Annotated in this window: 24 protein-coding genes; 11 read left to right on the plus strand and 13 right to left on the minus strand. The window is 56.2% G+C overall.

The window, feature by feature from the left end; all coding sequences use genetic code 11:
• Position 1 precedes the first annotated feature (1 nt).
• Genes CWI75_RS11750 through polX form a run of 8 tightly spaced genes read left to right on the plus strand, consistent with a single transcriptional unit; the run spans position 2 to position 6,989 of the window.
• On the plus strand, positions 2-295 hold the full coding sequence (locus tag CWI75_RS11750; protein WP_101521681.1) for an ATP synthase subunit I: 294 nt from the start codon (positions 2-4) through the stop codon (positions 293-295).
• Positions 295-996: a F0F1 ATP synthase subunit A gene (locus CWI75_RS11755; RefSeq protein ID WP_101521682.1), complete on the plus strand. Its 702-nt coding sequence runs from the start codon at positions 295-297 to the stop codon at positions 994-996. Before CWI75_RS11750 ends, CWI75_RS11755 begins: the two co-directional genes overlap by 1 nt.
• A 19-nt stretch (positions 997-1,015) precedes the next feature.
• Positions 1,016-1,294 (plus strand): F0F1 ATP synthase subunit C, encoded by a 279-nt coding sequence (locus CWI75_RS11760; RefSeq protein WP_101521683.1) that lies wholly within the window; start codon positions 1,016-1,018, stop codon positions 1,292-1,294.
• Positions 1,295-1,297: 3 nt separating this feature from the next.
• Positions 1,298-2,065, plus strand: coding sequence for a F0F1 ATP synthase subunit B (atpF, locus tag CWI75_RS11765; RefSeq protein WP_101521684.1), 768 nt, complete (start codon positions 1,298-1,300; stop codon positions 2,063-2,065).
• A gap of 4 nt (positions 2,066-2,069) precedes the next feature.
• Positions 2,070-3,593, plus strand: coding sequence for an alternate F1F0 ATPase, F1 subunit alpha (locus tag CWI75_RS11770; RefSeq protein WP_206604709.1), 1,524 nt, complete (start codon positions 2,070-2,072; stop codon positions 3,591-3,593).
• A 5-nt stretch (positions 3,594-3,598) separates the two neighbouring features.
• Complete coding sequence (locus CWI75_RS11775; protein ID WP_101521686.1) at positions 3,599-4,498, plus strand: F0F1 ATP synthase subunit gamma; 900 nt, start codon at positions 3,599-3,601, stop codon at positions 4,496-4,498.
• The gene (locus CWI75_RS11780; protein ID WP_101521687.1) at positions 4,495-5,223 is read left to right on the plus strand and encodes a DUF72 domain-containing protein; all 729 of its coding nucleotides are present in this window, start codon (positions 4,495-4,497) and stop codon (positions 5,221-5,223) included. The genes CWI75_RS11775 and CWI75_RS11780 overlap by 4 nt, the downstream gene beginning before the upstream one ends.
• A 44-nt stretch (positions 5,224-5,267) precedes the next feature.
• The gene (polX, locus tag CWI75_RS11785) at positions 5,268-6,989 is read left to right on the plus strand and encodes a DNA polymerase/3'-5' exonuclease PolX (RefSeq protein WP_101521688.1); all 1,722 of its coding nucleotides are present in this window, start codon (positions 5,268-5,270) and stop codon (positions 6,987-6,989) included.
• 28 nt (positions 6,990-7,017) lie between these two features.
• On the opposite strand, the gene CWI75_RS11790 is transcribed toward polX, so the two are convergent.
• From CWI75_RS11790 to CWI75_RS11825, 9 genes are all read right to left on the minus strand, one after another.
• On the minus strand, positions 7,018-8,016 hold the full coding sequence (locus CWI75_RS11790) for a HupE/UreJ family protein (RefSeq protein ID WP_101521689.1): 999 nt from the start codon (positions 8,014-8,016) through the stop codon (positions 7,018-7,020).
• Positions 8,013-8,912 (minus strand): peptidylprolyl isomerase, encoded by a 900-nt coding sequence (locus CWI75_RS11795; RefSeq protein ID WP_241521186.1) that lies wholly within the window; start codon positions 8,910-8,912, stop codon positions 8,013-8,015. The genes CWI75_RS11790 and CWI75_RS11795 overlap by 4 nt, the downstream gene beginning before the upstream one ends.
• Before the next feature lie 163 nt (positions 8,913-9,075).
• Complete coding sequence (locus CWI75_RS11800) at positions 9,076-9,378, minus strand: DUF6482 family protein (protein ID WP_101521691.1); 303 nt, start codon at positions 9,376-9,378, stop codon at positions 9,076-9,078.
• A gap of 173 nt (positions 9,379-9,551) precedes the next feature.
• Positions 9,552-10,166 carry a hypothetical protein gene (locus tag CWI75_RS11805; protein ID WP_101521692.1) on the minus strand — a complete coding sequence of 205 codons (615 nt, stop codon included), beginning with the start codon at positions 10,164-10,166 and terminating at the stop codon, positions 9,552-9,554.
• A gap of 66 nt (positions 10,167-10,232) precedes the next feature.
• Positions 10,233-12,050 carry a long-chain-acyl-CoA synthetase gene (locus tag CWI75_RS11810; RefSeq protein ID WP_175580215.1) on the minus strand — a complete coding sequence of 606 codons (1,818 nt, stop codon included), beginning with the start codon at positions 12,048-12,050 and terminating at the stop codon, positions 10,233-10,235.
• A gap of 17 nt (positions 12,051-12,067) precedes the next feature.
• Positions 12,068-13,129, minus strand: coding sequence for a glutathione S-transferase family protein (locus CWI75_RS11815; protein WP_162300059.1), 1,062 nt, complete (start codon positions 13,127-13,129; stop codon positions 12,068-12,070).
• Positions 13,122-13,271, minus strand: a complete 150-nt coding sequence (locus tag CWI75_RS18340; RefSeq protein ID WP_155523012.1) for a hypothetical protein — start codon at positions 13,269-13,271, stop codon at positions 13,122-13,124. Before CWI75_RS18340 ends, CWI75_RS11815 begins: the two co-directional genes overlap by 8 nt.
• A gap of 30 nt (positions 13,272-13,301) precedes the next feature.
• The gene (locus CWI75_RS11820; RefSeq protein ID WP_101521694.1) at positions 13,302-14,411 is read right to left on the minus strand and encodes a glutathione S-transferase family protein; all 1,110 of its coding nucleotides are present in this window, start codon (positions 14,409-14,411) and stop codon (positions 13,302-13,304) included.
• Positions 14,408-15,454 (minus strand): glutathione S-transferase family protein, encoded by a 1,047-nt coding sequence (locus CWI75_RS11825; RefSeq protein ID WP_241521188.1) that lies wholly within the window; start codon positions 15,452-15,454, stop codon positions 14,408-14,410. Before CWI75_RS11825 ends, CWI75_RS11820 begins: the two co-directional genes overlap by 4 nt.
• A gap of 284 nt (positions 15,455-15,738) precedes the next feature.
• Between CWI75_RS11825 and CWI75_RS11835 the strand changes: the two genes are divergently transcribed.
• The gene (locus CWI75_RS11835) at positions 15,739-16,368 is read left to right on the plus strand and encodes a hypothetical protein (RefSeq protein ID WP_101521696.1); all 630 of its coding nucleotides are present in this window, start codon (positions 15,739-15,741) and stop codon (positions 16,366-16,368) included.
• Between the two features lie 107 nt (positions 16,369-16,475).
• On the opposite strand, the gene CWI75_RS11840 is transcribed toward CWI75_RS11835, so the two are convergent.
• Genes CWI75_RS11840 through CWI75_RS11855 form a run of 4 tightly spaced genes read right to left on the minus strand, consistent with a single transcriptional unit; the run spans position 16,476 to position 20,557 of the window.
• Positions 16,476-17,156, minus strand: a complete 681-nt coding sequence (locus tag CWI75_RS11840; RefSeq protein WP_101521697.1) for a hypothetical protein — start codon at positions 17,154-17,156, stop codon at positions 16,476-16,478.
• A 5-nt stretch (positions 17,157-17,161) separates the two neighbouring features.
• Complete coding sequence (locus CWI75_RS11845; protein ID WP_101521698.1) at positions 17,162-18,298, minus strand: acyl-CoA dehydrogenase family protein; 1,137 nt, start codon at positions 18,296-18,298, stop codon at positions 17,162-17,164.
• Between the two features lie 22 nt (positions 18,299-18,320).
• Complete coding sequence (locus CWI75_RS11850; protein ID WP_101521699.1) at positions 18,321-19,508, minus strand: acyl-CoA dehydrogenase family protein; 1,188 nt, start codon at positions 19,506-19,508, stop codon at positions 18,321-18,323.
• A gap of 29 nt (positions 19,509-19,537) precedes the next feature.
• Positions 19,538-20,557, minus strand: coding sequence for a haloalkane dehalogenase (locus CWI75_RS11855; protein WP_241521189.1), 1,020 nt, complete (start codon positions 20,555-20,557; stop codon positions 19,538-19,540).
• Positions 20,558-20,734: 177 nt separating this feature from the next.
• Between CWI75_RS11855 and CWI75_RS11860 the strand changes: the two genes are divergently transcribed.
• Positions 20,735-22,993 carry a TonB-dependent receptor gene (locus CWI75_RS11860; protein ID WP_101521700.1) on the plus strand — a complete coding sequence of 753 codons (2,259 nt, stop codon included), beginning with the start codon at positions 20,735-20,737 and terminating at the stop codon, positions 22,991-22,993.
• Positions 22,994-23,068: 75 nt separating this feature from the next.
• Positions 23,069-23,383 carry a DUF1330 domain-containing protein gene (locus tag CWI75_RS11865; protein ID WP_101521813.1) on the plus strand — a complete coding sequence of 105 codons (315 nt, stop codon included), beginning with the start codon at positions 23,069-23,071 and terminating at the stop codon, positions 23,381-23,383.
• Positions 23,384-23,392: the final 9 nt, after the last annotated feature.

Genomic DNA, 23,392 nt, shown 5'->3' on the forward strand with positions numbered 1-23,392 from the left:
CATGAATGAACTGGTATTTCTCGGTTTGGCAGCAGCGGCAGGCATGTTAATGGGACTTCTCTACTTTGGCGGATTATGGCTGACGGTGACCCGGCTACGGTCTATTGCCAACCCCGGGTTTTACTTATTGGCCAGCCTGCTCTTGCGATTTGGCTGCTGCCTGGCCGGGTTTTCCGCTATTGCTTACTACAGTGGCTGGCAGGCACTGGTGTTCACCATGGTGGGCTTTACCCTGGCGCGGGCTTTGGTGATCCATGAGTTCCAGACCCGCGGATTACACCAGGAGCGCCACTGATGGACATAACCCCGGACTCAATTATTCTTTGGCAGTATGGCAAATTCTCGCTCAATGCCACAATAGCCTATACCTGGCTGGTTATCGGTCTGCTGACTGTCAGCTCGTGGCTGGTAACCCGGCGCCTTTCTACTGCCACCGAAATATCGCGTTGGCAGAATCTGCTGGAAGTCGTGGTTACCGGAATCAGGGACCAGATAGAGCAGGTCAGTCGCCAGCAGCCTGGCCAATTCTTGCCCTTTGTGGGCACCCTGTTTCTTTACATATCAGTCGCTAATCTTCTCAACGTCGTACCCGGCTACATGGCCCCCACCGGCTCGCTGTCCACTACCACAGCGCTGGCACTGTGCGTATTTATCGCGGTCCCACTTTACGGCATCGCCAGTGAAGGGCCGATAGCCTATTTTCGACAGTACCTGCAGCCGACCTGGTTCATGCTGCCTTTTAATGTACTCGGCGAAATATCGCGCACCATTGCTCTCGCGGTACGTCTGTATGGGAATATCATGAGCGGTACTGTTATCGCCGGAATTTTGCTGAGCCTTACGCCGTATTTCTTCCCAGTTGTCATGCAGCTGCTGGGGCTGCTCACCGGCCAGATACAAGCCTATATTTTCGCCGTGCTAGCCATGGTGTATATCGCCTCTGCGACTTCTGCACATCAACAGCAGGAAAAACGCACCTCGACCCAATCCTCATAAAACCTTTCAGGAGACGCGCATGGACAGCATTTCACTTATCGCGATGGCATCCGTTATTACTGCAGGCCTGACCATCGGCATCGGCGCAATTGGCCCCGCTCTTGGCGAGGGCCGGGCCGTAGCCCAGGCCCTGACCGCTATTGCCCAGCAACCCGATGAATCCGATACGATTACCCGTACCCTTTTCGTCGGTCTTGCAATGATTGAATCTACGGCAATTTACTGCTTCGTTGTCTCGATGATTCTTTTGTTCGCCAATCCGTTCTGGGATTACGTGCTGAGTACGGTAGAGGGCTGACCAATGACGATAGACTGGATAACGGTTACCGCCCAGATCATCAATTTCCTGATCCTGGTGTGGTTGCTGCAACATTTTCTCTATCAACCGATCACTAATGCCATGCAACGCCGGGAGGAGCATATTGCCGAGCGGCTGGAAGAGGCTGAAAAACGAGAACAGGAAGCTGACCAGCGGGCTCAGGACTACCGGGAGAAAAGCGAGCGACTGGAACAGGACACCGAGCAGATTCAGCAGCGCGCCGAGCGTGAGGCTGATCGCAAAAAAAAGGAACTCCTCAATGAGGCCCGAGAAGAAGTCAGTAAAACCCGTAGTAACTGGCAAACCCAGGTCAGGGACGAAAAAGAGGATTTCTTAAACAATTTGCGGCACCAGACGACGGATACTGTTGCCATCGTCGCGCGCAAGGCACTGGGCGACCTTGCGGATAGCGCCCTTGAGGAGCAGATTGTGCAGAGTTTTATTGCACGCTTGCAGTCGCTGGACGAGAAATCGCGCAAGTCCATCGTAAAAGAAGGCGAAAAGGTCACCATCAGCAGCGCTTTCGAACTCGATTCCTCGGTACGCGGAAAATTGACCCGTGCGGTACATAAACACCTGGAGGAACATCTGGAGGTGGACTACCGACAGTCCCCTGAACTGCTGTGTGGCGTTGAATTATCCAGTGGCGGGACCAGCCTGGGTTGGAACCTTGCGAACTACCTGGAAGCCGTTGACAACACAATGGCCGATGCGTTCAGCCCGGTCGAAATTGAAAAAGAGGAGGCGTAAAGCGGTGTTGCAGGAATTGCTCGACGACACCATGACGACGCTGCGCGCTGCAATCGACAGTAGCCACCTGGAAATGCATCCTGTTGAAACAGGCACTGTGCTCTACGTAGGTGGCGGTATCGCTCGTATCGCTGGCCTCCCGAACATCACCTCTGATGAACTGGTAGAGTTTCCCGGTGGCGTGCTCGGCGTTGCCATTAACCTTGAACCGGATGAAATTGGCGTGATGTTGCTGGGCGACAGCGATGAGCTCTCTGCCGGAACCAGGGTAACCGCAACAGGGCGCGAGGCAGACACGCCCGTTGGTGAAGCCCTGCTGGGTCGCGTCATCGATGCAACCGGACGCGTTCTTGATGGCGGCAAAGTATTGCAATCAGTTGAGCGCCGCCCAATTGAACAGGCGGCCCCCGCCATTATCGACCGATCGCCAGTAACAGAGCCACTAATGACCGGGATAAAAGCTATTGACGCACTAATCCCGATAGGACGGGGTCAGCGTGAACTGGTAGTGGGCGACCGCCAGACTGGTAAGACCTCGGTTGTGGTCGACACCATTATCAATCAGCGCACTACGGACGTGATATGTATTTACTGTGCCATCGGCCAACGCGGCACGGCGGTCGCAAGGGTCATCGAAACCTTGCGCGAGCACGATGCACTGGAATATTCGATTGTTGTTGTGGCTTCGGACGAAGACCCCCCCGGCCTGCGTTTCGTCACCCCTTACGCCGCCACCACCATGGCGGAATACTTCAGGGAAAAAGGCCGGGACACCCTGATCATTTATGACGACCTGACGCGACACGCCAGGGCCTATCGCGAACTCTCCCTCCTTCTGAGACGACCACCGGGCCGGGAGGCGTATCCCGGTGACATCTTCTATATCCATTCCCGCCTTCTGGAACGAGCAACACACCTGAACGAGGATTGCGGTGGCGGCTCACTCACCGCGCTGCCGATTATCGAAACACATGCCCAGGACATCTCAGCCTATATCCCGACCAATCTTATTTCCATTACGGATGGGCAGATTTATCTCTCCCCTACCCTCTTTCATAAAGGTTTGTTACCGGCGATCGACGTCGGAAAATCGGTATCGAGGGTGGGTGGAAAAACCCAGTACCCGGCGTTTCGTGATGTCAGTGGGGATCTGCGCCTTGCTTATTCGCAATTCGAGGAGCTTGAAACGTTCGCACGCTTCGCTACGCGGCTGGACGAAGATACCCGGGCAACTATCGAGCATGGCAGGCGCGTGCGGGAAGTACTGAAACAAAGCGAACAACAGCCGTTGCCCGCCAGTTCTCAAATAATAATATTAAAGGCAGTGAACGCCGGCCTGCTGGATAAATTGCCGCTGGAGCTTGTCGGCTCTGCCGAGGCCAAACTACAGGAACGGATTCAGGCTGACTTTCCGCAATGCTGCGAGCAGCTTCAGGCAGGAGAATCCCTCGATGATTCCGAATGGGAGAAAATCCTGGATAGCGTACAGGATGTACTCTCGAAACTGGTCGAGTCGACAGAGGATTAAACACGATGGAGTCGCTTGAAAACCTGCATCGGCAACTGGGTAGCCTTGAAGAATTGCAGACCATCGTCCGCACCATGAAGGCGCTTTCTGCTGCCAGCATTCAACAGTATGAACTCTCGGTTCGCGCACTTACTGACTACTACCAAACCGTAGAGCGAGGCCTGCATGTAGTGCTGAAAGATATGCATGCGCCTGTTTCAAAGCCAAGCCCGCAGGGACGTGCGCGGCTGGCGGCCGTGGTATTTGGATCAGATCACGGATTGTGCGGGCGTTTCAATGAGGAAATAAGCCAGCATGCATTGGAAAGGATGGATTCAAGCACGGCGGATCCGGACAACAGGCTATTGCTGGCAGTCGGCGCGCGGGCAGCCGGCAGCCTTGAATATGCAGGCCAGACTGTCAATGACGAGTTCCCGGTACCCGGTTCAGCCAGGCAAATTACCGAGACTGTTCAGCAAGTCCTGGTCAAGATTGACGAGTGGCGTGAGCAACAGGGCGTATATTATGTGTATTTATTCTACAATCGACACAGCCGGGGAAAAGGTTACCATCCCACAGGCATTGAACTATTCCCCATTAACCTCCGTCACTTCAAACGTCTTGAGGAAGAGAAATGGCCTTCGCGTAGCCTGCCTGTTTTCAGTATGAAAGGTGAAGCATTACTCAGTCGCCTGTTATATCAGTACCTGTTTGTATCGGTCTTTCGAGCGTGCGCCGAATCCCAGGCCAGCGAACATGCCAGCCGTCTGGCAGCGATGCAGTCCGCAGAGAAAAATCTGGATGAACGTCTCGACGAGGTCACCATGACCTACCGCCGCGCCAGACAAAATGTTATCACCTCCGAACTGCTGGATGTAGTCGCCGGTTTCGAGGCAATAACCAGCGCCAAGGAACAAAAAAAATGAAGGCCGCCCCTGTTCATGTAGGCACATCAGGCTGGCACTACGAGCACTGGCAGGGTCCTTTCTATCCGAAGGATTTGGCCACTGGAGATTGGCTGGAATATTATGCAAGCCAGTTTTCCAGCCTTGAAATAAATAACGCTTTCTACCGTTTACCCGCAAAGAAAACATTACAACAATGGCACGCTACAGTACCTGAGAATTTCATATTTACTGCAAAAGCCAGCCGGTATATCACCCACATGAAGAAGCTCAAGGATCCTGAAGAAAGTATCGCCAAATTCTTTGATCACATCGTCGCATTGGAAGAAAAACTCGGGGCGATTCTATTTCAGCTACCTCCGCGCTGGAAATTCAATGCAGACCGACTGAAGGAATTTCTCAATGCACTCAGCAGAGATTTTCGTTACGCATTTGAATTTCGTGACCACAGCTGGATTAACGAGGAATCCTGTGACCTGTTATCGCAGCATAATGCCGCTTTCTGTCTTTATGACCTCGAGGGGTTTGTAACGCCTGCTGAAATTACCGCCGATTTTGTGTATATCCGGCTACACGGTCCCGGTGCGGCATACCAGGGTGATTATAACCAGCAGAGCTTGTCAGAATGGGCGGAGAAAATACGCACCTGGTCTGAGCAAGGAAAAGCTGTGTATTGCTACTTTGATAACGACGAAGCGGGATATGCAGCAAAGAATGCAAAAAGCCTGCGACAGATGCTCGAGTAATTGAATTTTTCCAGCTGGCCGGCAATTTAGGGGGGGGCCCGATCATGCCCATTCATAACAATGAAATCGCTGATGATTTTGACCGGCTTGCAGATCTTCTGGAGATTGAGGGCGCCAACCAGTTCCGCGTTCGCGCTTATCGTGACGCCGCTCGCACCGTGCGTAACGACACCCGCAACATGGCGGACCGAATCGAGGATGGAGAGGACCTGTCTGAAATCGCGGGCATTGGTGAAGACCTCGCGGAGAAGATCAAGACCATTGTGGAGACAGGCGAACTACCCTTGCTCGAAGAGGTAAGATTACGGGTGCCAGACGCCCTGAGTGACCTGATGCGCATTGAAGGCCTCGGCCCAAAACGGGTTAAAGCGCTTTATCATAATCTCGACATCGAGACTATCGACGACCTCAAGGACGCCGCGGAGAATGAAAAAATACAGGAGCTAGAAGGATTCGGTCGTAAAACAGAGCACATAATAAAAGAACGAGTGGAGCGTTTTGCCGGTGCGGAGAAACGTACAACCCTGCTCGTTGCCGAGGATATTGCCGAATCGTTAGTCGAATACCTTAAGCAGAGCAAGGGTCTCAAGGATATTGTCATCGCCGGTAGTTACCGACGCTGCAAGGAGACAGTGGGGGACCTGGATATCCTGGTTACCGCAAAGAAAGATTCCTCCGTCATGAAACGATTTGTCGATTACGATGAAGTAATCGAGGTGATCCTGCACGGGAAAACACGGTCCACCGTCCGTTTACGGTCGGGCATGCATGTCGATCTCCGGGTAGTCCCCGAGGTTAGCTACGGTTCGGCGCTTCATTACTTCACCGGCTCCAAGGCGCATAATATCGGTGTACGCAAGTTGGGAATGAAAAAAGGCTACAAGATTAACGAATATGGCGTATTCAAGAACGATAAACGGATCGCCGGCAAGACCGAAAAGGAGGTCTACGAAAAGGTCGGCCTGTGTTATGTGCCTCCCGAGTTGCGCGAGGGCCGGGGTGAGATTGAGGCCGCAAAGAATAATGCCCTTCCGGACCTTGTTACCCTGAATGATATTCGCGGAGACTTGCACTGTCATACCACCGCTACCGATGGCCATAACTCGTTAAAGAAAATGACCGAAGCGGCCAGGGAGCGCGGCTATGAATATATCGCCTTTACCGATCACTCCAAGCATGTGACGGTCGCCAGGGGTCTGGATAAAAAACGCTTGCTGAAACAGATTGACGCCATCGACAGGCTCAATGACAAACTTGACGACATTGTGGTGCTCAAATCAATTGAACTGGATATTCTTGAAGACGGAAGCCTGGACTTGCCGGACAGCGTACTGAAAAAACTGGATTTTACGGTTTGTTCGGTGCACTACAAATTCCATCTGTCATCTAAAAAACAGACTGAGCGCATCCTTCGTGCCATGGACAATCCTTGTTTTACTATTTTTGGCCACCCTACCGGGCGTCAGATAAATGAGCGCGAGCCCTATCAGGTCGATATTGAAAAAATTATAAAGGGAGCAGTTGAGCGAGGCTGTTTTCTCGAGGTCAATGCCAACGCTAGCCGACTGGACCTTAACGATGACGCCTGCAAGCTGGCAAAAGACAACGGCCTCAAGGTGGCTATTTCAACAGACGCCCACAGTGTTTCCGACCTTGATTTCATGCGCTTTGGGCTTAATCAGGCCAGGCGCGGCTGGATGGAAGCCAAAGATGTGATCAATACCTTGCCCCTGAAAAAGTTACGCAAGCTGTTCCAGCGAGGTTAAGCCACAAAAATTTACAAGCCGGACCTGTTCAGGCCACCACCTCGAGTCCTCGCTCAATACACCACATCGCCGACAGTGCACCCAAAACGTAGATTGGGAGTGGTTGCAACCGCGACTCCCAGCCAGTGAGGAACCGGCGTACACTGAACCACAGCAGCAGAATCAGCAGGATAAACGTGATTTGGCCCAACTCAATGCCGATGTTGAAAAACAGCAGAGCCAGGGGCACATTGCCGGCGGGTAGCCCGGTTTCCGCCAGGGCACCGGCAAAGCCCATCCCGTGGAGCAACCCAAAACTTCCAGCTAACCACCAGGGATGGCGACGAAACAGATTGTGGCGGTCCCGACTCGCCAGGGCGACGGCAAGCCAGAAAATACTGACGGCAATGGTGAATTCAACGAGCGCCACCGGGTAGTCAAAGTAGCCCAGGGTGACCAGCGACAGGGTCACGCTATGACCCAGTGTGAAGGCGGTGATGGTCCATAGTAGGCGACGGCCACCGCCCACGAGCAGGAGCAGGCCAAAGACAAACAGGAGGTGATCAATGCCCGCCCAGATATGCTCCACACCCAATACGGTATAATCGGACATTATACGCCCGGCACGAGGCTCCGCCGGCACTGTAAATGCTGTTTGTCCGGAATTCAGTATTTGCTGGTACTGGCGTCCGTCGCGCATTGAAAGCGACAACATGGCCGTGCCCTGATTGGCCGCCAGTCCCCTGACACCAAGCGTTTGCCCCACCAACCCCTGCGCACCGTTTGCCTCACACCGTAGCTGAAGGTTGAATACCACACCGGTACCCTCGGGCTGGCCCGGGCTGGCGCTCATGACTTGACAGGCCTCAGGCCAAACCGGTTCCAGTGGGGTCTCGCTGCTCGCCTGGGCAGGCGTCTTCCAGACCACGTTATAAAGACCCTGCTCAAGTTCCTCCAATTGCAGTAGCGAGGGTGCAAAGCGGTGAGCATGTGCGGTCGACGCCAGAACACAGGCCAGCAAGGTCAACAGGCATGATAATTTTTTCATAAGCGCAACTCGTAACGTTCTGAAAGTCGCGTAATAGCCTGCGCGAGAGCTATGCTGCGCGCCTCTGACTCCAGGTCTCGCTGCAGGATTGGACGCACTTCAGCCAGCGTGGCATCACGCGCTGGCTCGATGTCATCAACCCACACATAGTGCAGGCCATACGTGGACCGCACAGGGCCATACCAGCGACGGGGTTCGGACACCGTCGCCAGAAAGTTGCTAACGAATACCGCCCCGAAACGGCGAGCCAATTGGTCCGGTGTCTGAGCAGTGAAGGTATAACCCTGCATGAAGGGAGAGCTGAGCATCACGGCGTCCTGGGGGGGTAGCGCCTCCTGCTCAATGCGGGCAATCAGGCCTGGGACCTCCGCCTCGCGGTTGCGGTCGAAAAACAACTGGACTATTGAATAACGGGCTGAACGCCGCAATTCCCCTGACCGTTGCTGGAAGGCCGCAACAATTTCCGCCTCGGTGATTACCGCCGGCGGCGATGAAGCCAGCAATAGCTGCTCCATCACCTGCAGCATGCGACGCTTGATCACCTCGTCACCCAGGTGCAGGCGCAGCTCCAGTGCGCGCTCAAACAGCGCCTCCGTATCGGCCTCCGCGGCGAGGCCGAGGAAGCGCATGTTACGCACCAGGCGTTGCTGTACTACCGGATCATGCAGATACAGCTCAAGCGAAATGGCATGCTGGAACAGCATATCCCGCTCCAGCTCCGAGCGCAGCAACCTCTGGCGCTCACTGGCATCGGGCGCCCGGGTATTAAACCCCTGCCAGGTCTGCACCAGCGTCGCCACACGCGCATCATCCAGCGGCCCCACCACCGGCTTTGGCGCAGGGAACAAAAAACCCTGTAACGTAAACAACACAACCCCAAGCAGCAGAAAGTGCAACCATGACGCCTTCAATACCCCTGGGGTCAGGTCTCGCATTGTAACATTTGGGAATTGCATAGTGACTCGAACTTCCGGGGGGTCAGGTCTCGCATTGTAGCATTGAGCGTTAACTCAAAATCCGGTTTTATACCGTTTCATGTCAGCAGATTGCCCCGCAGTGTTAAGGGTGACCAAGAGGTATCAGCATCGTATTTGGCCCTGCCCGTACCGGCTGGTTCACCATTTCGTCATAGGCGCTCGATTGCCTTAAAAACAATTCACCAATCAAAAGTGGGGCCAGTTGCTCACGCATCGCCATAAGGCTGCGCGACTTAAGGGCCTGCTCCTGCGATGCCCAGACCAGTACCTCCTGCTCACCGATAACGACAAAGCACTGGTAGAGACTCTGGTCATATGACTCAATAATCACAGTAGGAATATGCTCCATCTGCTTGAGGTCATCCAGTAATAGACGCAGTTTCATGCAACCCTCGGCGTGTCGATGAATGTGCCGGTATTGTAGCACCAACAGCTTACGGAGCTACAATGTCAGGACGACCCGGGTAAGCAAGCGAGGCCTGGCCCCATCTCCCCCGATGCTACAATGCGAGACCTGACCCCATGGTCACTACAATGCGAGACCTGACCCCATGGTCACTACAATGCGAGACCTGACCCCATGGTCACCATGGCCAAATGGGCCAGGGCGGCCAGGAGGGCGATACATAACGGTGCTATGACCTTGGGCCCGCCAAACAGGAACCAGGGCGATGCGGGGAAAGCAAACGTGCGCTCAAGGGACTCAAGCTTCAGGTCATGGTGCTCGCTGCCGATGGTCGCCGGCAGTATTTCCATCAGGTCCCGGCGACTGCGGTACCGGATCATACCAGCCGCACCCCAACCCTCATCCTGGTCGCAGGCGACGTTTTCTACGCTGCCACTGGCGGCCATGGCGACCATTACCGGATGCCCCGCCTTACGCAGCAATGCGCCCAGGAAAATTTTCTGGTACCTCGCCAGTTTCTTCGCGGATTCACGCCGGGGATTCTTGAGCAGCAGCAGATTAACCATCACGAAGTCCTTACCATCGTCATTGAGCAGGAAGCCGCGCACATTCTCGCGCTGCTGTTCGGTCAACCGGCCATGCGTGGCGATTAGCGCCATGAGTGCCTCAACCTCCTCGGCAGTAACCTTGCGCCGAAAGCCCACATACCAGCTCCAGAACAGGGCATAAATGAGTAGTGCAGTAACCCAGATGACAACGGCATTCATTAAACACACTCCAATGTTATTGGGGACAGATCACCATTTCCCTGCCCCCTATTCCATCGCTATTTTCTAGTAGCCGGCGCTGCCATCCAGAATGGTTGGGTAATACGCCACATCCAGTCGTTCGTAGTGACTACTTCGCGGTTTTCGCACATAGACTTCATCGTCACCCATCCGCTCAAGATGGTACGCCTGTTCGCGCAGTGTGCCCTTGAGCAACTTGAATGTCACGGTAGTGGCCATGTCTCTCTGGATTCGCAGGAATACCGGCCGGGCATAGCCAGGTAATTCCGCATCCACCAGCTGTTCGAGAGCCTGCAGGTCCAACCGGGCAGCCGGTGCGAGTGCAAATGCCACCATGCCTGCGCGGCCCTCCGCACCGGGAACCTCCACGCCGTATACGTTGGCCATGTTGATTTGCGGGTGTTTGTTCAGCACCTCGGCTACCTCGTTGGTGGACACGTTCTCCGCCCGCCAACGAAAGGTATCACCCGTGCGATCGACAAACTGGAAGTGCTTGAGACCGAGGGCGAAGCCCACATCAATCTGCTTGATGAGATCGCCGGTGTTAAACCACCGGTCACCTTCCTGCAGCACATCGGGAACAATCTTTTTCTCGGTCGCTGTATTATCCGTGTAGCCTTCGAATCTCGTCTTGTCGTTAATCTCGCCCAGCAACAGGCCCGGCTCTCCCATCGGCACTTCGATACAACGCCCATTCTGGTCGCGCAGTACCTCGTCGTTCTCGTTGTCATACTTGACCAGCGCCACCTTCGAGAACGCGGCACCGATGGTTTTGTCCTTGTTCAGTATATTGAGAAAGCTCACATTGCCTTCACTGGAACCGTATATTTCGCAAATCCTGGAAACACCGAAACGCGTCTTGAATTCATCCCAGACATCCGGCCGAAGGCCATTGCCCAGCATTTTTTCCAGCGGGTTGTCTTTTTCCTCCGCACAGGGCGGCTGCATTGTCAGGTAGCGACACAACTCCCCTACATAGATAAAACAGTTGGCCTGGTACTTGCGAATCTCGGGCCAGAAGTTCGAGGCCGAGAAGCTGCGGCGCAATACAATCGAGCCGCCGGCGGAAAGGAACCCACACAATCCCGGCCCCATGCCGGTGATATGGTAGATAGGCAGGCACAGGTAGAGCCTGTCTCCGGGCTTGATCCTGAAGCCCAGGCGCCCAATACCATGGCCGGCCGCGAGAATCTTGCGGTGCGAGACCAGCGCGGCCTTGGGCAGCCCGGTGGTGCCCGACGTAAAAATATACAGCGCGGTCTCACCAGCGGTAATGCGCCTGGTAATATCCAGGTTGTGCTGCCCCGTGGAAAACATTTCCGCACCGGCATCGATTGCCCAGTCCGGTACCCGATCGTCTTCCTCATCGGCGAACCACAAGAGCGGCTGGCCTTCGCCCCAGCCCAGTTGGCCCATCACCTCGGCGAACACATCTGAACACTCCGCGCCGACGACACAGCCCCTGGCGTGGGTGGCCTTAAGGCAATGCACCAGCGCGTCGCCGGACAGGCTGTTGTTCACCAGGCTGGCGCTCGCGCCCAGTTTTACCAGGGCCAGCATGGACAACACATAGTCGGCCCGATTCTCCATAAACAGCGCCACCGTATCGCCACGCGATACGCCCCTGCTGACAAGGACCCGGGCCAGCTGGTTCACCTCGGCATTAAATTCACTGTAGGTCCATTGCCGGTTCTCGCAAATCAGCATCGTATTATGAGGGTACTTCGAGACTGTATCCTCGAACAGTGAGCCCAGAGACGCGGTATCATCATCCTGCGCCAACTTGTAGCCCAGCGCGGGAACCACACTCATCGCCTCCCCCAGTACCCTGAATACTTCGCGAGATTTCGCTGCTATCGACATCAATGCGTACTCTTTGTTTATTCTTTTAACGACCCTGCACTCACCCCGGTGGGGTCCGTACCCGTCAGGTATTGAAGGCAGCCAGTGCTCTCCAGGAAGCGAACCAGTTCGCCGTCCGAACTGGCCTGGTTAAACTTCCCTTTCAAGATGCCCAGCGCCTGGGCGGGATACTTGAAGGTCTTCTGGTAATAGTGCCTGCCATCCATCTCCAGCTCTGTTTGCGCCTCACCTGCATCCCAGGCCCGGGCATTGGCCACATCCCAGGCCAGGAAACGCGGCCCCACCTCGCGTGAAAACAGGGGCGCGAGGGTGGGCTCAAGTGATTCCAGTGTCTCGTATTCGCCGTATTTTTCCGGTTCCAGCATCCGCTCAATCCAGGCCACCACCGCAGGCCCCCGCTGCCGCAGAATGGCGCCACAACTGGGGTCGATATACGCCTGGTACATCTGCCCCCACAGACCGAAGTCGCCAAACGAGGGACGTTCACCGAACAGGTAAGAACGCGACAGGAGATGGTTTTGCAGCATATCCACCAGGTTCTCGAACGACTCCACAAGCAGCGGTTTGTTGTTGTCATTGGCGCCGGCAAAAGCCATTCGGGGCACCATTCTCTTTATCAGCAAGGGCGCGAGGAGCGGGCCACCAATTTTGCCGATCAAAGGAGTCGTCAGGCCCGCGACGGTGCCCTCGGCCAGGGTTTTCGCGCGGTGCTTCTGGTCCGCCGGATAACCCCAGCGATAGTGAAACATCAGCTTGTTGACCCATTCGTCACCGTACTCTTCAAGCACGTCAGACAAGAAACGCAGAGCGATATCATCCGGGTAAATCGATGGCTGGGGATGCCTCGCCTCCAGCAATTCCAGCACGGGCGTCGAATCCTGCACAGCGGTACCGTCCGGCAAAAACACCAGGGGAATAAGCTGGACCTTCGCGTGCTGTTTATACAGTTTGTGATGACTGAATCGATCCATCCACTGGTGGGCAACGCCCTTGTAGTGCATGGCGGACAACACCTTCATGGAATAGCCCGACTCCGGACGTCCGATGATGCTGTATTCACCCTCTTTAGGTTTAAGCATTGCCATTTACCCGGACGCTGATCCCGGATTCCTTGTGCTCGCCCAGCTTCTCGCCATAGACCTGGCCGCGCCAAAGACTCTCCTGCTTGTCGTAGCTATGACAACAGGTGCCATTATTAGAGCGAGTAATGTGAATATTCAATGGGAGCTCTCCTTGTGTTGGTTCATAGACTTATTCGTTAACGCCGATCATCTTGGTGTCACCCCGAAACGGCAGGCCTTGTTCCTGCCCGGGCAGGAGCGGCAGGCTTTGATGCCGCCACAGTGGTTCCCAGCAGGCATGTTTTTCGAGCAACTCTCTCACACCGGCCTGCGCCTGCGCGGGCAGCGCCAGATAGTGTGAACGAAGCTCCTGCAGGCACCAAACACGATAGCGTGAGTAGCGGGCATGCCGGTAGGCTACGCCGCCCACCTCCACATCAAAGCGGGAATTCCCTGCAGCCACAGCATCCACATTGGCACAGACGTAAGGCAGGTAGCCGTTTCCGATATCATCGAGTAAGGGGCCAAGGTCATCGGGAATGCCCTGCAGCCATTCACCGGTGCATTGATCCATGCGGCTATTCCACAGTCTAGCCACCCACTCCAGTACCGCGGGTGCCCGTTGCCGGATGATCTCCAGGGGCACTGGATCCAGCGCGAAGTGCCGAAAAAAGGGTCCGGACAGGGCGATATCCGCGAGTGAGGGGCGGTCGCCAAAAACAAACGGCCTGTCGCTGAATATCGCCTGCAGTTGCCCGAGCAATCGCAGGAACAGGTCCTCCACCCCTGCGACACTTTTCGTCGTGATGCCGTCGCCGGTGGTATAGCCTCCGCGCTGCCGGATGCGCAGCATCAGGCGCTTGATCGCACCGGGCACGGGTACGTGCGGCATCAGTTCAGCGGCGAGATGACGCGAAGCAAAATGGGCACCTTCCGGGTAGTGCCAGCGGTAATGCATGGCCGGTCGCCACCACCACTCGTCGGCCCAGTCTTCCAGTAACAGGCAGACGAAGCGCTGCACCGGATCATCCGGCACCAGGCCGTTCTGCGGGTAGCTGGCTTCGAACCACTGGATGATTTTAGTGGTGTCGGTCATCCATCGCCCGTCCCCCAACTGCAGCGCCGGCATCTGCATCAGGCCGAGAGCCTTCTCCAGCTTTTTCCGGTCCCCGGGAAACTGCATGCTGCGCAGCTCATAGGGTATGTCCCGCACCCGAAAATAGTTCTCCATCTTTCCCGTGAAGTAGGAAATATTGGACCCATGGAGAACAATCGGCTGCAGCCGCCCGGTATCGATCATGTGGCGGACGATGACAGCATCATCTCTACCCCGGTTCCCTGCAACAGGCCGTCGACGAGCGCGCGGTCATCTTCGCTGAGCGCATGGTAGCGCTCGTTGGTCCACTTCAGGCACTTGGCCTGGTAGGGGAACGTCTGCTGGGCCCAGGGAGCACCGTCGATTTCGGTCTCCCAGGTTTTTTCGCCGGCCTGTACTGCCCGGGCATTGGCCAGTTGGGCGGGTGCGTAGACGCGCCCGATTTCGTCCATCAGGCCGCGCAGACTGTGAGGCTGGTTTTCGAGACTGAGCCAGTCGGATCCCTGTGGTTCCAGGCCGCTCTGGTCGTCCATATGATCCACCCAGGCCACCGTTCGCGGCGACACTTCATGGGCAATCGCCCGGGGGGTGGGATCGAAACCGACCAGTTGGGTGAGCTGGCCATAAAGGCCAAAGTCGCCGGCACCCGGGCGTCCGCCGAGCATGAATTTCTGGTTGGCCAGGTGATTTTCCATCGCCGCCAGGAAACGGCGATAGCTGGCATCGATAACCGGGGCGGTGGTGTCATTGGAGCCCACCACATAAAGACGGTTTATCTGGCGCTCTGCGATAAAATTCCTGAATTGCTCGTGGGCATCTTTGGGCAGGCTCACGTCCATCCCAAGGGGCAACAGGGTGCCGGCATTGTCAGCATCCTCCTTCGGATACCAGCGATAGTGAAACATGTACTTGGTACACCACTCATCGGCGAAATCCTCGATCAGGTAGTCGATAAATGCCAGTGCCGGATTCGACGGCAACACAGAGCGGCCCGGGTACAGTGTCTCGAGCTTGCGAATGATGGGCGTGGAGTCACATTCGGCCCGGATTTCATCTCCCTCTGCAAAAAAGAACGTGGGCATAAATATCGGCCTGGGCTTCTCTACCCCCAGCGCGTCGCATGCCTGGTCCGGCTGCCCCCAACTGATTGCATAGGGCACCCGCCGGTAGCGCAACAGGGATACCATCTTCTGGGTATACGGCGATCCCGTACCACCAACCAGGCGAATCGGTTCTTGTGACGCCACAGTAATTCTCCTTATCGCGGTTATGACTGCCATCGGTACCTGAACTCCAGATATTGACACATATAATGCCATTATGTAAACCTTGGCAGGAATAGGGGCGCTCGCCGAGTAGCATAGTCTGGGCGAACCCGTCCCCTGGCCCGCGAATGACCAGGTGCCGGATACCTTGCAAGTCGACTATGGTTTCGGCATTGCCCGGGCGCGTACCCAGAAACGCCTGAACCTGGCCAGGTTGCACGTGCAGCATGAACGGCGGTCTCCGAATTTAAAGAGGGTAATTACCCATGTCCACACGCACCAGACTCTGGCTCGTACCGGCCCTGCTCTACGCTGTTTTTGTTTACTGGTACACCGACTTTGGTGGCCCCTTGAGCGACACCGAAGTCGATCAATTCATCGCCACCATGGAATCCAACGGCAGCGACCCCGACGTTGTCGCTTTTATTGAAACGTTCGCCCGCCAGGACAGTGGTCGCCAGTTCCTGATGGTGAACAATATCGACATGAACGAGAACCCGCCCGATGTAGAAGGCGCCTTACCCGGCGAAAGCGCTGCGGACCTCATGGCCCGCTACGCCAGGCACATGATACCCGCGCTCCTGACGCGCGCCTGCCACCCGGTCCTCATAGGCACTGCTGTTTACCCCGCGATGGATCTGGTCGGCATTGAGGGGGCCGAGAACTGGGATCAGGGCGCACTTTTCCGCTACCGCAGTCGTCGCGCCTTCCTTGAAATCGTCACCAATCCCGCGTTCAGGGAAAAGCACCACTTCAAGACCGCAGCGCTCGATAAAACGATCGCCTACCCGATAGAAACCAACCTGTATCTCGGCGACCCCAGATTGCTGCTCGGGCTTATCCTGCTGACGCTAACAGCACTGGCAGACCTCTGGCGCGTATCCAGGAAAGCATGAACGCGGGGCCTCACCTGCCATCCACACAGGTGCGAGGAGACACGTCTTGTCCAAGCCGCAGTTGATGCCTGTCGCCCTGTTCTCCGGCGCTACCAAGATCTACCTCTCTAGAATCGCGCGCCACGGGGGGCAGGCACTTTATGCTCCTCGGGCAGGGTACACATCCTGTCCATATGGGTTGTACTGCCATCTGCGTACTCCCACACCAGTTGTTCGCCGTCCCGATAGCGCTTCACAACGACCGGCCCCCAGCCAAAGGCATGGAAGTTGAGTACGCCCTGCTCCCAGATCATGGCGGCGGAGGTGCGCGCGCAGAACTCTTTGTCGCCAACGGTGAACAGCACCGATCCCTCGGTGTCGTCAGTATTGAAGCCCGCCGTGCTGTTGGGGCCGTAGTCATGAATGATCCCCGATGTGGTCACTACGGTACGGTTGCCGCACTGCTCTACCCGTTCCACATGGCCCACATGGCCGCCGTCCACACCAATCCACAGTCCGCGGATATCATCGGCGCTCTCGGGCAATGGCTCGGTGCACTGAGCCAGGATCGGCAGGGGAAAGTGCGAGTAACTGCAACCGGGCGTATTGCCCTTGGGAATATCCGTGGCCATCTTGCCGCTCCCATCAAGCTCCGGTAAATCGCAGTAATTGAGCACGCTACCGTCCCCCGCCAGGGTGGCGGGGTCGGTGGCCAATGGTGGCCGGGGTGATAGAAAGGCCAGCCAGAACAGGAACAGAAACAGGCCCAGGGGGACCAGTACCAGCGCTAGCAATACCTTCTTCAACATCACTCTCACCCGGCCTCGCTAACCAGGGCAGAGAAGCGCTGCTGTTGGTGGTCAGCATCGCCAAACAGAGTGTTGGCGATCATCAGGCGCTTAACGTAAGAGCCGACCGGGAGTTCTTCGGTCATACCCATGCCTCCGTGCATCTGGATACCCTCGCCGCCAATCTTGCGGCCCGCCTTGCCCACCATGAATTTCAGTGCCAGCAGGCTGCGCCGGGCGTCCTCGTCACCGGCATCCATTGCGCATACCGCACGATAAAGCAGGGATTTGGTGTTTTCGCAGGCGGCGAACATATCCACCATACGGTGCTGCAGTGCCTGGAAAGAACCGATATGGGTGCCAAACTGCTTGCGGGTTTTCAGGTATTCCAGGGTCCGGGCATTGAGCGATTCCATGGCCCCCAGGGCATCGGCCGCAACGGCGAGCAGTGCGTGGTCTACAACAGTGCTGGTCAGGCCATAGCCCTCTCCCAGACCACCTATCACGGCTTCAGCGGTGACGTTGTTAAAGGTAATATTTGCTGCCTCACGTCCATCGGTCAAGCGGTAGCCAGTGCTGGCCACACCTTCTGCGAAGGCATCCACCAGAAACAGGCTGAGCCCATTTTCATCCGACTGCTCACCGGAACTGCGCGCGAGAACCAACAGTTTCTGCGCCGCCCCACCGTTTAGCACCACGACCTTTTCGCCGTTGATCACCCAGTTCACACCATCCCGGCGGGCGCGGGTCCTAACATCACTGATGATGTAACGGCTCTGGCGCTCAAGGAAGGCGAAAGCGCCCTGCAACTCACCGGCGACAATTTGCGGGATCAGTGCATTCTTTACATCTTCGCTGGCACCGGCCTTGAGCAGGCCGCCGAATAGAAGTACGGTCGGCAGGAAGGGTTCCGATACAAGTCCGCGGCCGAACTCCTGCATAATCACCATGGTATCCACCGGGCCACCATCAAAACCGCCATGCGCTTCCGCGAAGGGGATAGACAACCAGCCCAGTTCCGCAAACTGCTGCCAGTGGTCAAGGCTGAAACCGTGCTCGAGTGCCACAGTCGCATTGCGTTGGTCAAAAGCGTAATTATCCTGGACGAAGCGTGCCACGCTATCCTGGATCATGGTCTGTTCTTCTGTAAGATTAAAATTCATCATTGCTCTCCCTACGTTATGCTTACAGGCCCAACACGTGCTTGGCGGTTACGTTCTTCTGCACTTCATCAGAACCACCGTAGATTGATGAAGCACGTCCGCGGAAATACAGCTTCTGCGCAATATCGGCAAAATCATGCCCCAGCTGCGACGCACTCAAGTTCCCCTGCAGGGTCTGGCTATAGTAGCCAGCCACGTCCATGCGCAGTTCCTGTATCGTCTGCTGGATAGTTGTGCCCTGTAATTTCAACAGTGATGACTCAGGCCCCGGCACACCACCCTCAGCGGCGGAGGCAAGCACACGCAGCTCGGTAAATTCCAGTGCCATAAGGTCGATTTCCACCTCAGCGAGGCGCCGTGCAAACACTGCGTCATCCAGCAGTGAGTGCCCGCCGTTCACTTCAGCGCGAGCCAACTCACGCAGCTGCGCCAGGTTGCGTTTTGATTCCGCCACTTCGGCAATTGACAGGCGCTCATAGACCAACAGGGACTTGGCATACGTCCAGCCCTTGCCCTCTTCACCGATACGGTTATCCACGGGTACGCGGGCGTTGTCGAAGTGCACCTCATTCAGGTGGTAGATACCGTCAATGGTTTCGATGGGACTTACGGTCACGCCCGGTGTGGTCATGTCAATCAGCAGGAAACTGATGCCATCTTGCTTGCGGCCACTGTTGTCAGTGCGCACCAGGCAGAAAATCCAGTCTGCAGCCTGTGCGAATGAGGTCCAGATCTTGCTGCCGTTGACTACGTATTCATCACCCTCTCTTTGGGCCTTACACTGCAGTGACGCCAGATCAGACCCAGCGCCGGACTCAGAGTAGCCCTGACACCACCAGTCATCACTGTTGAGGATTCGAGGCAAAAAGCGTTCCTTTTGCTCTTTGGTGCCGTAGGTGTAAATAACCGGTGCCACCATGGTTACACCAAAGGGAATTGGCGCGGGCGCTCCCGCCTTGCCGCGCTCTGCATTAAAAATGAAGTGCTGGCTCATGCTCCAGTCCTGGCCGCCGTACTCGACCGGCCAGCCGGGAGCCATCCAGCCTTTGGCATTGAGGCGGCGCTGATAGTCAAGCATGGCTTCCTTGAGGTTGGGAGAGGCCTCCACGCCCTCTAGCCTGCCGCGTAATTCCTCATCGAGCGTATCGGCAAAAAACTGGCGAACCTCCGTCTGGAAGGCGAGTTCTTCATCGGTAAATCGTGTGTCCATAACTATCTCCTTTTTAGGGGACAAATTAATTAATGGCCGGTGATATCCAGGATGGCCTGTACGCACTGGTCAGGCTGGTCTTGCTGCAGGAAATGGCCGGCGGGGCTTATAGTTCGGTGACCAACGCCGTTGCAGCCGGGCACCCGATCCAGGAAGGCGCGGTCTCCGCCGGTGGTCACCGGGTCCTGGTCGGCAAAAGCGCACATGAAGGGCTTGTCGAACTGCTTGAGCACTTCCCAGGCGGCCCTGTTTTCCGCGACTTCCGGCTCGTCCGGGAACAGGGGTATCAGCGAGGGGAAACGCCGCGCACCCGCCACATAGGACTCATCGGGGTAAGGTGCGTTGAAGGCGGCTATTTCACCCTCTGTCAGGGGAACTACATTACTGATGAGGCCGATTACATCACCTGGGCTGCATATTTCCCGGCTTTCGGCACAGAACTTGCGCCAATAGAGGATTCCCGGAACGCCGGGGGCCCCACCCTGATAAGTACCGCGAAAGCACGCTTCCAATTCCGCCGCCTTCACAACCGGCAGGGTCTTATACACCTCTCGGGTGGGGCCCGTGAGTTCCTCAGGGATAGGGCCCGCAGGCAGCCCACCATTGGCCAGCACGACCCCGGCAAAACGCTCCGGAAAAGCCGCCACCAGGCGCAGCCCGATCAGGCTCCCCCAGTCCTGCAGAAACACCGTAACCCCGCTGAGATCCAGCTGCGTGAACCAGTCACTCATCCAGGCCACGTGTCGGGCGTAGGTGTAGTCCTCGGTCCGTGTGGGCTTATCGGAGCGGCCAAAGCCAACCAGGTCTGGGACAATAACCCGAAAGCCCGCCTCCACCAACGGTTGGATCATATGGCGGTACAGATAGCTCCAGGCGGGCTGGCCGTGCAGTAACAGCACCACCTCGGCATCGGCTGGCCCCTCGTCCAGGTAGTGGATGCGAAGCTCTCCCCTCTCGGTGTCATCTACCTGCAGGTAGTTGGGCTGGAAGGGATAATCGGGCAGTCTGTCGAACCGGTCGTCAGGCGTACGTTTGAACTGGATATTCACAGGCTCTCCTTGTCTTGCCTTTATCATCTACCGCCCTGCCTTGTTTATGGCCTTGTCTCAGTAGCGAGATGGTTATAGATATCGGTTGATTCGTTGAACATTAGAGCATACGATGTGTCGAAAGATTATGACATAATAACTGCCACTACAAGGCGTTTCTTTGAGAGGATCATCGTAATGAAAAAAATAAAACAACAAGCATCCACTCTGGCACTTGCTCTATACGGCTCAGTCGCTCTCGCCCAGGCCCCGGCACTGGAGGAAGTGATCGTTACCGCAACCAGGCAGGCAGAAAGCCTGCAGGATATTGCCGTGACGGTTACGGCCTTCGGTGAGAACACGATCAGGGAAGCCAACATTCGCGATGCCGCCGACGTGGCAGTACTCACACCCTCCCTCAATATCAACAGCAATATCAGCCCGTTCAGCACCCGAATCACCATTCGCGGCATAGGTACCGCCGGCTCTACTTTTCTCGAACCCTCCGTAGGTAGCTTTGTCGACGGGGTTTACCTTAACCGCACAGGCCTTGCGGTATCAGACCTGGTGGATATCGAGCGTATAGAAGTTCTGCAGGGCCCACAGGGTACCCTGTATGGCAAAAACACCAATGCCGGTGCGATCAGTATCACCACAAAGTCGCCCAATTTGCTGGAGACCGAGGGTCACCTCGAGGCCACGACGGGTAACTATTCCATGCAGCGCGTCACCGGCTCGCTATCCGGGCCCATTACAGACACCCTCGCCTACCGCGTGGCAGGCAATTCCCACAAACGCGATGGCTATCTTGAGAATCTCGCCGGCCCTGATCTCAACGATGCCGATGACTGGAACGTCGTAGGCAAGCTGCTGTGGGAACCGACGGACGAACTGTCCATATTACTCAAGGCAAGCCGGGTCGAACGCGACATGAACTGCTGTTCCCCGGATTCCGTTCACGACCCTATCGCAGAACAGGCGATCATCGACCGTGGGCAGCCGCCTCTTGGGGATGACCCCTTCGACCATAAGACCTCGCAGGATTTCCCCAGCCCTTATGAACAGGAGTCAACGGCGGCTTCACTGCACATTGGTTATGACGCCGGGTGGGGCACGATTGAGTCGATTACCGCCTGGGATGATTATGAACTTGAGTCCGAGCAGGAATCCAGCCGCTCGGTGCTCGATATCATTTACCTCAACCAGCCCCAGTCTGGTAACAGTTTTTCCCAGGAATTACGCTTCAGCAACAGTACCGACAATGTGGACTACATGGCCGGCCTGTACTACTTCGAGCAGGAAACCCGCGAGTTTGAGGGCGAACTAAGCGCCCTCGCGGGCGCCGACAGTCCCATAGCAATACAGATTTGGGGGCCACAGCTGGCACTGATTTCTGCACCGGGTGACAAGTCCTTCCAGGACAATATGTTTGAGACAGAAACCATGGCCGTGTTCGGTCGCGCCACCTGGCATGTTGGCGATAACTGGCATCTCACCGGGGGCATACGCTGGAGTCAAGAGGATAAAGACGCCGACCTGTTCGTGGATGTGGAGTCCACCGCGTTTACAGCCCGGGAGCCGGAGAACATTCCCGCGCCCCTTCTCGCAGTGCTGGCACAACAGGGTATCTTCCCGCCCTTCTCGCTACTGGCGGCGAGTCGGCCGGAAATAGATCAAAGCTTTAACCGCAGCAGCGACAACGTCGACTGGCTGGCAAGCGCAAGTTACGATCTCAACACAGATACTATGGTGTTCGCCAGCGTCTCCACAGGCACCAAGTCCGGCGGTTTCAACGGTGTGGCCGGCGAACCCGAACAGCGGGAATTCGACGATGAGGACACCGCGAGCTATGAGCTAGGCATTAAATCTACTGTGCTCGACGCACGACTGAGAATCAACTCCACACTCTTTTTTACCAAAATTGAGAATATGCAGACCACCCAGCAGGCAGACAGTGGGCTGGGGCAGTTCACCTCCAATCAGGGTGAGGCAGAAGTCGCGGGACTCGACTTTCAACTGGACGCCCTGCCTTTACCCAACCTGACCGTGACCCTGGGTCTGCAGTATCTGGACAAGTATGAGTTCACCGCTGGGCCGGACAAGGGATTGGACCTGGCGTTTGCCGCGGAACTGAGTGGCAACCTGGCCGCGACTCTTGTGCTTCCACTCGCCGATGGCGGCGCCTACCTGCGCGCCGATTACAGCTTTATGGGTAATCACACTACCAACGTTGCCAGTGCGGCACAGTTGGCAGACAAGGATGAGCAGGACCGCAGCAACCTCAACATGACCCTGGGGTGGCGCAACGATAACTGGAATATCAGCGTCTGGGGCAAGAACCTGACCGATGAGGAATACGCAGCGCAGACCCTCGTCACCTTCCCCCTTACCGGCATGGATGCCTATTTTCTGGTGCCGCCCAGGACTTACGGCGCCACCTTGCGTTACGACTTCTAGTATCCAGGGCGGGGGCAACCCTGGGCTGCATGAGCGACCCAACCCATGCACTATTTTATCAACCAGGAGAAAACAATGTCAGATGTACCGGTTTACGTACTCGCAAATTTTCAGGTTCATGACAAGGACAAGTACCGCGAATACGAGAAAGGATTCTTCTCTATACTCAAGCGCCACAATGGTGTCTTTTATACCTACGATGACAACACCACTACCTTCGAGGGCCAGGCACCGCCTTCCGGCAGGGTTGTTATTTTCGGCTTCCCCTCAGAGCAGTTGGCGACCGAGTGGTACAACGATCCGGATTACCAGGCACTGTCGGAGCACCGTCGCGCCGGCACCAATCTCGAGTTCATTACCATGGTGCGCGGCCTGCCCCCGCGCGGCTAAGAGGAGAGC

Source organism: Kineobactrum sediminis (assembly GCF_002868715.1).
GTDB classification, from domain to species: Bacteria; Pseudomonadota; Gammaproteobacteria; order Pseudomonadales; family Halieaceae; genus Kineobactrum; species Kineobactrum sediminis.